This window comes from Nonomuraea sp. NPDC050451, assembly GCF_044458585.1.
This window is the reverse complement of sequence record NZ_JBITHZ010000003.1, coordinates 118,699-130,815: the sequence shown is the minus strand read 5'-3', so window position 1 is coordinate 130,815 and position 12,117 is coordinate 118,699. Positions and strand designations below refer to the sequence as shown.

At 72.6% G+C, this 12,117-nt stretch carries 11 protein-coding genes; 9 read left to right on the top strand and 2 right to left on the bottom strand.

What is annotated here, in order from left to right; genetic code table 11:
- Window positions 1-12 precede the first annotated feature (12 nt).
- Together ACIBI9_RS11875 and ACIBI9_RS11870 are read right to left on the bottom strand one after the other, a co-directional pair.
- Complete coding sequence (locus tag ACIBI9_RS11875; RefSeq protein WP_397221957.1) at window positions 13-1,620, bottom strand: hypothetical protein; 1,608 nt, start codon at window positions 1,618-1,620, stop codon at window positions 13-15.
- Window positions 1,617-2,453 (bottom strand): hypothetical protein, encoded by an 837-nt coding sequence (locus ACIBI9_RS11870; RefSeq protein WP_397221956.1) that lies wholly within the window; start codon window positions 2,451-2,453, stop codon window positions 1,617-1,619. Before ACIBI9_RS11870 ends, ACIBI9_RS11875 begins: the two co-directional genes overlap by 4 nt.
- A 162-nt stretch (window positions 2,454-2,615) precedes the next feature.
- On the opposite strand from ACIBI9_RS11870, the gene ACIBI9_RS11865 reads away from it, so the two are divergent.
- From ACIBI9_RS11865 to ACIBI9_RS11825, 9 genes are all read left to right on the top strand, one after another.
- Window positions 2,616-2,864, top strand: coding sequence for an acyl carrier protein (locus ACIBI9_RS11865; protein WP_397221955.1), 249 nt, complete (start codon window positions 2,616-2,618; stop codon window positions 2,862-2,864).
- Entirely contained in the window at window positions 2,839-3,597 is a 759-nt protein-coding gene (locus ACIBI9_RS11860; protein ID WP_397221954.1) for an SDR family NAD(P)-dependent oxidoreductase, read from the top strand. Before ACIBI9_RS11865 ends, ACIBI9_RS11860 begins: the two co-directional genes overlap by 26 nt.
- Complete coding sequence (locus ACIBI9_RS11855) at window positions 3,597-4,901, top strand: AMP-binding protein (RefSeq protein WP_397221953.1); 1,305 nt, start codon at window positions 3,597-3,599, stop codon at window positions 4,899-4,901. Before ACIBI9_RS11860 ends, ACIBI9_RS11855 begins: the two co-directional genes overlap by 1 nt.
- Before the next feature lie 82 nt (window positions 4,902-4,983).
- Window positions 4,984-6,009, top strand: a complete 1,026-nt coding sequence (locus tag ACIBI9_RS11850) for an acyl-protein synthetase (protein ID WP_397221952.1) — start codon at window positions 4,984-4,986, stop codon at window positions 6,007-6,009.
- Window positions 6,009-7,229, top strand: a complete 1,221-nt coding sequence (locus ACIBI9_RS11845) for an acyl-CoA reductase (protein WP_397221951.1) — start codon at window positions 6,009-6,011, stop codon at window positions 7,227-7,229. Before ACIBI9_RS11850 ends, ACIBI9_RS11845 begins: the two co-directional genes overlap by 1 nt.
- Complete coding sequence (locus tag ACIBI9_RS11840) at window positions 7,226-9,352, top strand: hypothetical protein (RefSeq protein ID WP_397221950.1); 2,127 nt, start codon at window positions 7,226-7,228, stop codon at window positions 9,350-9,352. The genes ACIBI9_RS11845 and ACIBI9_RS11840 overlap by 4 nt, the downstream gene beginning before the upstream one ends.
- Window positions 9,353-9,462: 110 nt before the next feature.
- Complete coding sequence (locus ACIBI9_RS11835; RefSeq protein ID WP_397221948.1) at window positions 9,463-10,674, top strand: glycosyltransferase; 1,212 nt, start codon at window positions 9,463-9,465, stop codon at window positions 10,672-10,674.
- A 3-nt stretch (window positions 10,675-10,677) separates the two neighbouring features.
- The gene (locus ACIBI9_RS11830) at window positions 10,678-11,376 is read left to right on the top strand and encodes a class I SAM-dependent methyltransferase (RefSeq protein WP_397221947.1); all 699 of its coding nucleotides are present in this window, start codon (window positions 10,678-10,680) and stop codon (window positions 11,374-11,376) included.
- 65 nt (window positions 11,377-11,441) lie between these two features.
- A complete protein-coding gene (locus ACIBI9_RS11825; protein WP_397221946.1) occupies window positions 11,442-12,113 on the top strand; it encodes a polysaccharide deacetylase family protein in 672 nt (223 codons plus the stop codon).
- Window positions 12,114-12,117 lie beyond the last annotated feature (4 nt).

The following is a 12,117-nucleotide window of genomic DNA, read 5'->3' as shown; positions in this document are numbered from 1 at the left end:
TTGTGTCTGCGTTCAGCCGGACAGGAGGCGGATGACCCTGCGGGCGACCTTGCCGGGGCGCGCCAGGCGGCGGGAGAGGCGATATCCGAGCGTCCTGCGGAAGGCGCTGGCCTTGCGCTGGGTCCTGCGTAGCTTGGCCTTCGCCCTGACCAGCTCGCGTTCGCGGTAGGAGAGCTTGGTCTCCAGGCGCGAGATCCTGGCCAGCGCCGCGGTGAGCTGGTCGGCCAGGCGGTCCCGTGCGCCCAGCAGATCCCGGTACGTGGGGGCGTGCTCCGCCACCTCGGCGGGGCAGCCCAGCTCCGCGTCCAGCTTGCGGGCACGGTCGAGGTCGCCCTGGTCGCAGGGGCGGCCGGCCATGCCGCACAGGGTCAGTGCGAGCTGGTCGGCCTCCAGCGGCCACGGCCACGGGTGGTGGTGACCGGCCGCCAGCAGCCTGACCGCGAACCGCCACAGGATCCGGCACAGGACGACTCTCGGGGCGGGCGGGGTGGACGGGCCGGTGGAAGGGCTGATGGCCGCGAACCGCTCGCCGTCGTACACCAGGCTGTCGGTCGCGGCCGACACGTCGCCGCCCGCCTCCAGCCATTCGGAGAGCCGGGCCAGCAGCTCGCGCACGGTCCTGACGTCCTCGCGGGCGCACGCCTCGACGAGGATCTCCTCGACGACCCGGCCCGCCGGGACCGGCCGCTCCTCACCGTCGGGCAGCCGCCTGGCGCCGCCGCCGGTGAGCTCGTACAGGGCGGAGCCCTCCTCGACCAGCCCGAGCGGCAGCTCCACGTCGTCATCGTCGCCGGGCGCGGCGCTGGCCACGGCCAGCCAGAGCGGCGCGAGTTCCTCGCCCAGGCCGTGCCGGAACACCAGCCGGGTCAACCGCAGCGGGTCGGCCACCAGCATCCGGTCGCCGCCACGCGCGCTCAGCGGGAACGTGAGGGCGTCCGGCAGGTCGGCGGCCAGCACCTCGCGGGACAGCAACGCCCGGGGCGCCTGCCTGCCCGGATAGGCCGCGTAGCACCGCCGCACGCGCAGCCCCGCCGACTCCAGCCCGCGGTCGAGCGCCTCAGGGCCGCTGGGGTAGCTCGGGTCGAAGCCGTGCGGCGCCCACTGGTCGTCGGCGCCCTCCCGGTCCGCGGGCCTGGCCTCCAGGAACCGGTCGACGCCCAGGTCGTTGCGTACGCCGAGCACCAGCCGCCCGCCGGGCGCGACCAGCTCGGCCAGCGCCCCCAGCGACTCGCTCCAGGCCGCCGCCGGCGCCTCCGCGGAGTGCGTGCGCAGCAGCCCGTCAAGGGCCAGCACCAGGTCGTACGGCTCCTCCGCGGCGAACACCTCCAGCCGCCCGCAGAAGACCGCCAGCCCCGGGTGCCGTTCGCCCAGCGCGCAGGCGTCAGGGTAGGAGCGCAGCAGCACGGCGGCCGACGGGGCCCGCGTGACCACGTCGTCCACCAGCACCTGCGGATGCGGGCCGACCAGCAGCACCCTGCCGCTGTCCGGGACGAGCCGGCCGACCAGCTCCAGCGCCGCGCCCCGCCAGTCCGTGATGCCACCCATGTTGGACATGTCGGACCACAGCAGCATCTCCCCGCCGATCAGCCGAACGTTCTCGGGCGCCTCCCCCGTGATCACGTGCGGGCCCCTCGCTTCCATCCGAACATTCGCCGTAGCTCCTCCGGTGTCGCCTGATACTCGAATCCCAGCTCGCGCCGCGCCACCTCCGACGCCAGCCCGGTGTCGACGCGCGTGCCGTGCAGCTCCGGCCAGAGCCGCATGCGGCGCGCCGTCCCCCCGTACTCGGGACGCTCGTCCTCGAACTGCATCGGATCCCCGTACACCGCCACCTCGCATCCCACCGAGGCGCCGTAGAACAGCGCGCTGCCGAGCCGGTTGGAGGCCACCCTGCGGTGGCGTCGCAACTGGACCAGCTGCTTGCGCAGGAAGTCGCGTCCCTTTCCCTCCCACCGGGAGCCGCGCTCGCCATGGCAGATGACCCGGAATCCCCTTGATTCGTACGCTCGTCGAATGTCCGGATTCGCGAATTCCAGCCAATAAAGGCAGACCGTGACCGGACCGGTCTCGACATTTCGGATTTCGTCGGCCAACCGGGCATGGTCACCGCTGACGGAATGCTTTTCCCAGCCATGAAAGGGATACCAGATCGTACCCTTGCGTTCAGGGACCACGCCCAGCTCAGGCTCCAGATGAAGGAGGTAAATCCACGGCGCACCGATGAGGTAGTGTCCCCTGCGACCCATCGACCAGCCTCGGCGACGTAGCACGTCAGACCAGATGAAACGGGGATATCCAGGGCTGCACCAGTGGTCGTTGGGCGGAAATCCGTGGAGATAGTTCCATCCGTGCTGGAGGAAGCCCTGGATGCGTTTCGGCGTCTCGTCCGACAGGCCGCAGTATCGGCCGATTATGCGAGAGTGCCCGTACCAGTGATTGGATTCGTCCATCATTCCCCCCGTACGGTGGACCGTGTCCCGTCCGACATTCCCAGCCCTCAACGGGTGCCACGCCTCGTTATACGGTTCCATTACCCGAGAGGGGGCCTTGGTTTTCTCCTGGCTCGCAATTCCCGCTACACTACGTCGTGGCTTGAGGACAGAGAGTGAGTGATCATGAGTCATCTCGACCGCCTGCGGGCCGTCTTCCGCAGCGCGCTCAACCTTCCGGCCGACGCCGACGTCGACGGGCTCGAATACCGCGCCATCCCCCAGTGGGACTCGCTGGCCCACATGGCGTTGATCGCCGCGATGGAGGACGAGTTCTCCGTCATGATCGACACCGACGAGATGATCGACATGAGCTCGTTCGCCGAGGCGGCCGGGCTGCTGGAGAAGCATGGCATCGGCGCCGCCGCCATCTGAGGCCAGGGTCGTCCTGGTCACGGGCTCGACGGCGGGCATCGGCCGGGCCGTGGCGACCACGCTGGCCCGGGCGGGCCACGACGTCGTGCTCCACGGCCGCGACGAGGAGCGCGCCGCGAAGGCCGCCGCCGAGGTCGCGGAGGAGACCGGCGGGGCGGCCGACTCGGTCGCCTGCGACGTCGGCGACGCCGCCGCCGTCTCGGCCGTGATGCGGCAGATCTACCAGCGCCACGGCCGCCTCGACGCCCTCGTGATCAACGCCGGCATCCACGCGGCCGGCCCGCTCGGCATGGCCCACCACGACACGGTCGAGCGGCTCTTCCAGGTCAACGCGGTCGGCGCGACGTACACGCTGCAGTCCGCGCTCAGGCTGCTGCGGCGGGGCAGCTCCCCCGCGGTGGTCCTGGTCTCCTCGATGATGGGCCGCATGGGCGGCGCGGGCCAGGCGGTCTACTCCGCCACCAAGGCGTCCGTGATCGGCCTCACCAAGGCCGCCGCCAAGGAGCTGGGGCCCACCGGCATCCGGATCAACGCCGTGGCCCCCGGCTACATCCAGACCGACATGCTCGCCACGCTCGACAAGGAGAGCCGGGCGGCCACGGTCGCCGCGACCCCGCTCGGGCGGCTCGGCACGCCTGCCGACGTCGCGCGCGTGACCGCGTTCCTGCTCTCGCCCGACGCGGGTTTCGTCACCGGCCAGATCATCGGCGTCGACGGCGGGCTGGTGCTGTGATGATCCCGCACCCACAGGCCCGGCTCGTCGTCGCGGGAGAGGCGGCGGGCCTCGGCGGCGACGAGCTGGCCGGCCACGTCGCGCGCACCGCGGAGGCCCTGACCCGGCTGCGGCCCGGGCCGCTGTTCTGCGGCATGCGCAACAACCTCACGTCCGTCCTGCGCTACCTCGCCGCCTGGCGGTCGGGCCGGCCCATCGCGCTGCTCGACCCCGACCTGGCTCCCGGGGCGCTGACCGAGCTGATCGCCCGGTTCCGGCCGGCGGCGCTGGTCGGGTTCACGCACGCGGCCGACGGCTCGCCGCCGCGCCGCGACGCGCCCGAGCCGCATCCCGACCTCGCCGTGCTCCTCGCCACCTCGGGCTCGACCGGCAACCCCAAGCTCGTCCGCCTGTCGCGCCAGGCCGTGCTGGCCAACGCCACCGCCATCGCCACGGCCCTGTCGATCGTCCCCGACGAGATCGCACCCACCAGCCTGCCGCTCCACTACAGCTACGGGCTGTCCGTGCTCAACAGCCACCTGGTCGCCGGGGCGACGGTGATGCTGACGGAGGCGGGGCTGCTGGAGCGCTCGTTCTGGACGCATCTGGACGCCCACCGGTGCACGTCGCTGGCGGCCGTCCCCTACCAGTACGAGATGCTGCGGCGGCTGCGTTACGACCGCTCCGAGCACCCCGCGCTCGCCACCCTCACGCAGGCCGGCGGGCGGCTCGGCCAGGACCTGGTCCAGGAGTTCGCGGGCCAGGCCGACCGGTTCTTCGTGATGTACGGGCAGACCGAGGCCACGGCCCGGATCGCCGTCCTGCCGCCCGACCGGCTGTCCGACAAACCGGGCTCCGCCGGGCCGGCCATCCCCGGCGGTCGGCTGACCATCGACGAGGGCGAGGTCGTCTACCACGGGCCCAACGTCATGATGGGCTACGCCGAGACGGCCGCCGACCTGGCCAGGGGCGACGACCTGGGCGGGGTGCTGCGCACGGGCGACCTGGGCCGGCTCGACTCCGACGGCTTCCTCTACCTCACCGGGCGGCTGAAACGCATCGCCAAGATCTTCGGCGTGCGGGTCAACCTCGACGACGTCGAGCGCCTGCTGCGCGGCTCCGTCCCGGTGGCGGCGACCAGCGGCGACGACCGCGTGACCGTGTGGGCCGAGGGCCTCGACGCGGCCGGCCGGGCGGGCCTGGCCCGCAAGCTGGGGGCCGAGCTGCGGGTCCATTGGAGCGGGTTCGACGTGCGCGCCGTCGACAGCCTTCCGCTCCTGGCCACCGGCAAGGTCGACTACCGCGCCCTGGAGTCCCGCACATGACGGCCCCGCCACGCTCCCCGGGCGGCCGCCCGGCGCGGCGCGCCGGGCTCACGGGTGTCCCCGACCGGGCGGAGGGTGGCGGATGAGCGTTTTCAGTCTGGCGGAGCCTCAGCGGGAGGCGGCGCTGGTGAGCGAGCTGGCGGCGCTGACCGAGCGGCATCGGCGGGCGTGCGCCCCCTACCGGCGCGTGCTCGACGCCATTCAGGCCAGGCCCCCGTACGAGCGGCTCGCGGACCTGCCCTGGCTGCCGGTGCGGCTGTTCAAGACGCACGAGCTGCGCAGCGTGCCCGAGGACCAGGTGTTCAGGGTGCTGACCTCCAGCGGCACCACCGGGCAGCGGCCGAGCCGGGTCTACCTCGACCGCGAGGCCGCCGCGACGCAGCCCCGGATGCTGGCTGCCACGCTCAGAGAGGTGCTGGGCGGGCGGCGGCTGCCGATGCTGATCGTGGACAGCCGCTCGGTCGTCCGCGACCCCACGCTGAGCGCCCGCGGGGCCGGAGTGCTCGGGATGATGAACTTCGGCAGGGACCACACGTTCGTGCTCGACGAGCGGGGGCGGATGGACGCCGAGGCGGTCAAGGGGTTCCTGGCGCGCCACGGCGGCGAGCGGTTCCTGATCTTCGGGTTCACGTTCATGGTCTGGCTCCACCTGCGCGACCTCGGGGCCGACCTGTCGCAGGGGGTACTGGTCCACTCCGGCGGCTGGAAGCGGCTGGCCGAGCAGGCGGTGGACAACGCCGAGTTCCGGCGGCGGCTGGCGGCCGAGTGCGGGCTGACCCGGGTGCACAACTTCTACGGGATGGTCGAGCAGATCGGGACCGTCTTCCTGGAGGGGCCCGACGGCGACGGGCTCTACTGCCCCGACTTCGCCGATGTCGTCGTCCGCGACCCGGAGACCTGGCAGGAGGCCCCCGTCGGCGAGCCGGGGCTGATCGAGGTCGTCAGCACGCTGCCCACGTCCTACCCGGGCCATGTCCTGCTGACCGAGGACCTGGGCGTGGTGCGCGGCGTCGACGACGGATGCTGGCCGGGCAAGCGGTTCGAGGTCCTGGGCCGGCTGCCGAGGGCCGAGGCGCGCGGCTGCAGCGACACCATGGGACGGGCCTGATGCTGGACGACCCGAAGCTCGACGTGCGCTTTCCCGCCGCCGCGCCGGCGTCCGCCGAGGACCTGCTGGCCGAGCTGCGCGGCGGGCTCGACGTGGGCGACGAGCGGGTGCGCGGGTTCCTCGCGTCCTTCGGCAAGCGGCTGCTGCGGCCCGCGCTGGCGCGGCGCCACCCCGAGCTGGGCTCGCTCGGCTTCTTCCTGCGCCCCAGCGAGCTGGCCCGCACCGTCGACGGCCTCGCCAACGAGCACGTACGCGTCCCGCGCGGCATGGTCTTCCACATCCCGCCCGCCAACGTCGACACCGTCTTCGTCTACTCCTGGGCCCTGTCGGCCCTGATGGGAAACCGCAACGTCGTACGCCTCTCGCCGCGCTCCGGCGCGGTCGCCGAGGTCATCCTGGAGACGCTGCACGACGCGCTGACCGACGCCGACCACGTCATCGCGGCGACCCAGCGCATCGTCTCCTACGGTCGCAGCGACTGCGTCACCGCCGCCCTCTCCGCCGCCTGCGACCTGCGGGTGGTGTGGGGCGGCGACCGCACCGTGCAGGAGATGCGGCGGCACCCGCTCGCCCCGCACGCCCGCGACCTGGTCTTCCCCGACCGCTCCTCGTTCGCCGTCGTGGGGGCGGCGGCCTGGCTGTGCGCGCCCAGGGCCGCGCGGGTCACCGTGGCCGAGGGCTTCGTCAACGACACCTACTGGTTCGACCAGGCCGCCTGCTCCTCGCCCAGGACGGTGTTCTGGGTGGGCGCGGAGGGCGATTGCGACACGGCGCGGACCGACTTCTGCGAGCACGTGTCGCGCGTGGTCGCGGTCCGCGGGTGGGGCGTCGACGCCGCGATGGCCGTGGAGAAGCGGGTCTCCACCTACGGCCTGGCCGCCGACGGACTGGCCGAGAGCATCGAGTTCCGGGGCAACGCGCTGGCCAACGTGACGCTGTCGGCCGCCGCCGCCGCGCCCAGGCAGTGGCTGGGCGCCGGTACGTTCGCGCACGCCAGGCTCGGGTCGCTGGCCCAGCTGGCCTCGCTGGTCGAGCGGCGGGACCAGACGATGACGCACTTCGGGTTCGCCAGGGCCGAGCTGGAGCAGCTGGCCAGAGAGCTGGGCGGGCGCGGGGTCGATCGCATGGTGCCGATCGGGAGCGCGCTGAGCTTCCACCGGGTGTGGGACGGGTTCGATCTCCCGGCCGAGTTCACGCGACTGGTGACCGTGATCAGATGACGTTCGCGCCACCCGCGGCCTGGCTCGCCCGGCGGCCGGCGTCGTCCAGGCGGTGGCTCGGGTGGGCGCCCGCGGCGGTCGTGTGCGCCGGTGCGGTGGCCGTGTTCCTGTGGTGCGGGGTCTCCGCCCGCGACCTGGCCGTTTTCGCGGCCTATCTCGGGGCGGGGGTGGCGCTGCCCGGCACACTGCTGTGGCGGGCGCTGACCGGCGGCGGGAGGTCGACGGCCGAGGACGTCGCGGCGGGGCTGGCGCTGGGGTACGCGGTCGAGGTCCTGGCCTACATCCCGGCCAGGGCGGCCGGGGCGCCGCTGCTCGTGCTGGTGCCGTCCGCGGGAGTGCTCTGCGCGTTCGCCTGCGTGCCCCGGCTGCGGCGGCACTGGCGGGGCGGGGCCGCCCGGGAGCACATGCCCGCGTGGTGCGCGTGGGCGCTGGCGGCGGTCGTCGCCTACCTGATCGCGTGGAGCACGCTCCACCTCTACGGCGTGCCGGTCGCCGCCGCGTACGTGGACCTGCCCTACCACTTGGCGCTGGTCGGCGAGGTCAAGCACCACGTGCCGCCCACGCTGCCGTCCGTGCTGGGCGAGCGGCTCTCCTACCACTGGTTCGTCTACGCCGAGCTGGCCGCCACGAGCTGGGTGACCGGGATCGAGCCGGTGACGCTGGTCTACCGGCTGGCCACGCTGCCGATGACGGCGGCCATGGTCGTGCTGGTGGCGGTGCTCGGGCGGCGGCTGGGCGGGAGCTGGGGCGCCGGGGTCGCGGCGGCCGGGGTCGCGTACTTCCTGCTGGGCCCGGTCCTTCAGGAGGACGTGGTCTTCACGACGCGGCCGATGTTCACCGCCTGGGCCAGCCCGACGCAGACGTTCGGGGCGCTGTTGTTCGCGCCCGTGGTCCTGCTGCTGACCGGCGGGCGGCGGTGCTGGGTGGCGCCGGCCGTACTGCTGCTGGCGCTGACCGGGGCGAAGGCCACGTTCCTGCCGCTGCTGCTCGCGGGGCTGCTGGTCGTGGTGGCCGTGCGGTGGGCGGTGGAGCGGCGGGTGCCCGGCGCGTGGCTCGGCGCGGCCGGGATCACGCTGGCGTGCCTGCTGGTCGCGCAGTTCGTGGTGTTCGGGCGGGGGTCACAGGGGACGACGATCGCGCCGTTCTCGGCGATGCGGGGGCTCTGGGGGCTGGTGACGGGGGTGAGGGCGCCCGAGCTGGCCGCTGTGCCGGTGACGCCGTTGCTGGTCCTGACCGTCGTGCACCTGTTCTGCCTGCTCTGCGTGTGGGGCGGGGTGGCCTTGCTGGGCAGGCGGGTGCTGGAGCCGTCCATGTCGCTGCTGCTCGGCATGGCGGCGGCGGGGGTCGGCGCGGCGGTGGTGCTCGGGCATCCGTCGGACTCGCAGCTCTACTTCCTGGAGAGCGTTCGGCCCTATCTGTCGGTGGCCGCGGTGTGCGGGGTGGCCGGGCGGCGGGTGCCGTGGGCCATGGTCGCGGCGGGGGCGGGGGTCGCGCTGATCGCCGCGTGGATCGAGGTGCCCGGGGGCGCGGTGGCGCGGGTGGTGGTGCCGTACCTCGTGCTCGGGGTGGTGGCGGCGGCGGTGCTGCTGTGGCGGCGCGGGGCCGTGCTGGCGGTGGTGGCGCTGCTGGCGGGGTACGCGGTGCCGGCCTCCGCGCGGGAGCTGGCCCTGCGGGTGGTGCCCGAGGACCGCGAGATGGAGATCCCCGCGGGGGCGCTGAGGGCGGGGCGGTGGTTGCGCGCGCACTCCTCGCCCGGCGACGTGGTGGCCACCGACCTGCACTGCCGCCCCGTCGAAGCGCCCGGGTGCGACAGCCGGCACTACTGGGTGTCGGGGTTCACCGAGCGGCGGGTGCTGGTCGAGGGATGGGCGTACGCCGAGAGCACGCTGTCGCGGGCCGAGCTGTTCGTCTCGCCGTATCTCGAGGTGCCCTTCGCGGATCCCGTACGGCTGGCGGCGAACGACGCGGTCTTCCGGGCGCCCACGGCGGAGAACGTCCGGCGCCTCGCCGCGGACTACGGCGTCAAGTGGCTCTTCACCGGGACGAACCCGGAATTGGGGAAATACGCGCGACTGCGCTTCCGTAATTCGACCTCCTCCGTTTATCAGCTCACCGCCCGGTAAAGGTCTTTCCCTCTCCCGGAATGCTGCAAGAGAAACGGCGCGCGCCCCGCTGGACGGCCCCAGGAACATTTCCGTGGACGTACGGCCACCGATCAGGATCAGGGACTCCTATGCAAACGCGTGCCGCGACGGAGCCGAGCCCCCGCGTTCTCGACACCACGGCCCGGCTGGCGAGCGTCGACATCGTCATCCCCGTGCTCAACGAGGAGCGCGCCCTGCCCGGCTGCGTCCGCACGCTGGCGCGCTTCCTCGGCGACGGCTTCCCGCTGCCGTGGCGCATCACGATCGTCGACAACGGCAGCACCGACGCCACCTGGCCGGTCGCCAACGAGCTGGCCGGGGAGTTCGAGCGCGTACACGTCCGCAGGCTCGACATCCGGGGCCGGGGCGCGGCGCTGCGCGCGGCCTGGCAGGACAGCCCCGCCGACATCGTGGCGTACATGGACGTCGACCTGTCCACCGACCTCGGCGCCCTGTTCCCGCTGGTCGCCTCGGTGGCCAGCGGCCACTCCGAGATCGCCATCGGCACGCGGCTGGCGCGCGGCGCGCGCACCCGCCGCTCGCTGCGCCGCGAGGTGGTGTCGCGCGCCTACAACGCCCTGCTCAGGTACGGCTTCGGCGTCCGCTTCAGCGACGCCCAGTGCGGCTTCAAGGCGGCCAGAGCCGACGTGGTCAGGCCGCTGATGGCCAAGGTCGAGGACGACTCGTGGTTCTTCGACACCGAGCTGCTCCTGCTGGCCGAGCACAACGGCCTGCGCGTGCACGAGGTGCCCGTGGACTGGATCGAGGACACCGACTCGCGCGTGAAGATCTTCAGGACGGCCGTCGACGACCTGAAGGGGCTGGCCAGGGTTACCTGGTCGATGTCGATGGGCCGGGCCCGCGTCGAGGTGGCGCGGTCCGAGCTCACGCCCACGCATCCGGACGCGGTCGTGGCGCGCCCGCGCGCGGTGACGATGGCGAAATTCACCTCGTTCGCCGCGATGGGTGTTGTTAACGCAATTCTGTATGCGCTCGCTTATCTGCCGCTGCGCGATATCTGTCCGCCGGCGGTGACGAATTTCGCCGCGCTCGTCCTCGCCGGAGTCGTCAGCACCGAGGCGAACCGCCGCCGGACATTCCACCGGCGCACCGCCACGCACGTGCGGGCGGCGGCGCTCTTCCTGGCCAACTACGCCCTCACCACCATGGCCGTGCTCGCGCTGCCCCGCGGTGCCGGGCGGCTGGCCGAGGTCGGCGCGGTCGCCGGCACGTACTGCCTGCTCACCTTGATCCGCTTCACCGCCCTGGACCGCTGGGTCTTCTCCCGTACGAGGAACTGATCGATGGAAACCACTGAGATCCGCCGCCTGATCGCGCTCGAGGACACCCACTGGTGGTACCGCGAGCGCCGGGCCATCCTGCGCAGGGAGCTGCGCGGGCTGGGCCGTCCCGGGCGGGCGCTGGACATCGGCGCCGCCGGCGGCGGGAACACCAGAGTGCTGGTCGAGGAGGGCTGGGAGGCGACCGCGACGGACTCGTGCGCGACTGCGGTCGAGGTGGCCAGGGACCGCGGGCTCAAGGCCGTGCGCGCCGACGCGCGGGCGCTGCCGTTCGAGCCGGGGAGCCTCGACCTGGTGACCGCGTTCGACGTGCTGGAGCACGTCCGCGAGGACCACCTGGTCGTGGAGGAGATCGCCAGGGTGCTGGCGCCCGGCGGGCACGCGCTGATCGCGGTCCCGTGCGACATGGCGCTGTGGTCGGCCCACGACGACGCGGTGGGGCACGTACGGCGCTACGCCCGCGAATCGCTGACCGTCGTGGTGGAGCAGGCCGGGCTGAAGGTCGATCGCGTCTGGAGCTGGAACGTGCTGCTCCGCCCCCTCGTCGCCCGGCACCGGCGCCGGTCCAGGGGCAGCGACCTGCGGAAGATGCCGCTCCTGGTCAACGCGGGCCTGTCGGCGGTCGTGCGAGCCGAGCGGTACCTGCCGGTCAAGTCGCTCAAGGGCATCACGCTGTTCCTGCGGGCCCGGCTCGGGAGATGAGCGTGTTCAGACCGAGACGTCTGCGTGTTCCACGGTCTGCGGGCATTGGCCATAGGCTGTGATCCGTGGTGATTAATGCCCTGCTGTCGGCCGTGCTGGCCACGACCTCGCTGCCCGCCCAGGCGGCGACGGTCGACTGCGACCGGGTCAAGTGCCTGGCGCTGACGTTCGACGACGGTCCGGGCGAGGGCACCCCGACCCTGCTCAAGATTCTCAGGCAGGAGGGGGCCAAGGCCACGTTCTTCCTGGTCGGCAAGCAGGTGGAGCAGCGGCCTAAGATCGCCAAGCAGACGCTGGCGCAGGGACACACGATCGGCAACCACACCTGGTCGCACGCCTCCCTGCCGACGCTGCTCGACGAGCAGATCCTCGACGAGCTCAAGACCACGCAGGACGCGATCCAGCAGGCCACGGGGCTGCGGCCGTCGATGTTCCGCCCGCCGTACGGGCACACCGACGACCGCGTGCTGGGCCTGGCCGACCAGGTGGAGCTCGCGCAGGTGCTCTGGACGGGCACGACGCTCGACTGGAAGCTGCGTGACGCCAAGAAGATCAAGGCCGCCGTGCTCAGGCTGGCCAAGCGCGACGGAGTGATTCTTATGCACGACACGGTCCCGGCGACCGTGAAGGCCATGCCCTCCATCCTCAAGGAGCTCAAGAAGCAGGGCTACCACCTTGTCACGGTGCCGACCTTGCTACGCGGCGAAAAACCTGAGCCCGGAGTGAGCTACCCCTGACGGG

Bases quoted from the DNA above. Each gene is read 5' to 3' on its own strand.
- ACIBI9_RS11870 (WP_397221956.1), bottom strand. From the start codon at position 2,453: ATGATGGACGAATCCAATCACTGGTACGGGCACTCTCGCATAATCGGC.
- ACIBI9_RS11865 (WP_397221955.1), top strand. From the start codon at position 2,616: ATGAGTCATCTCGACCGCCTGCGGGCCGTCTTCCGCAGCGCGCTCAAC.
- ACIBI9_RS11860 (WP_397221954.1), top strand. From the start codon at position 2,839: ATGGCATCGGCGCCGCCGCCATCTGAGGCCAGGGTCGTCCTGGTCACG.
- ACIBI9_RS11855 (WP_397221953.1), top strand. From the start codon at position 3,597: ATGATCCCGCACCCACAGGCCCGGCTCGTCGTCGCGGGAGAGGCGGCG.
- ACIBI9_RS11850 (WP_397221952.1), top strand. From the start codon at position 4,984: ATGAGCGTTTTCAGTCTGGCGGAGCCTCAGCGGGAGGCGGCGCTGGTG.
- ACIBI9_RS11845 (WP_397221951.1), top strand. From the start codon at position 6,009: ATGCTGGACGACCCGAAGCTCGACGTGCGCTTTCCCGCCGCCGCGCCG.
- ACIBI9_RS11840 (WP_397221950.1), top strand. From the start codon at position 7,226: ATGACGTTCGCGCCACCCGCGGCCTGGCTCGCCCGGCGGCCGGCGTCG.
- ACIBI9_RS11835 (WP_397221948.1), top strand. From the start codon at position 9,463: ATGCAAACGCGTGCCGCGACGGAGCCGAGCCCCCGCGTTCTCGACACC.
- ACIBI9_RS11830 (WP_397221947.1), top strand. From the start codon at position 10,678: ATGGAAACCACTGAGATCCGCCGCCTGATCGCGCTCGAGGACACCCAC.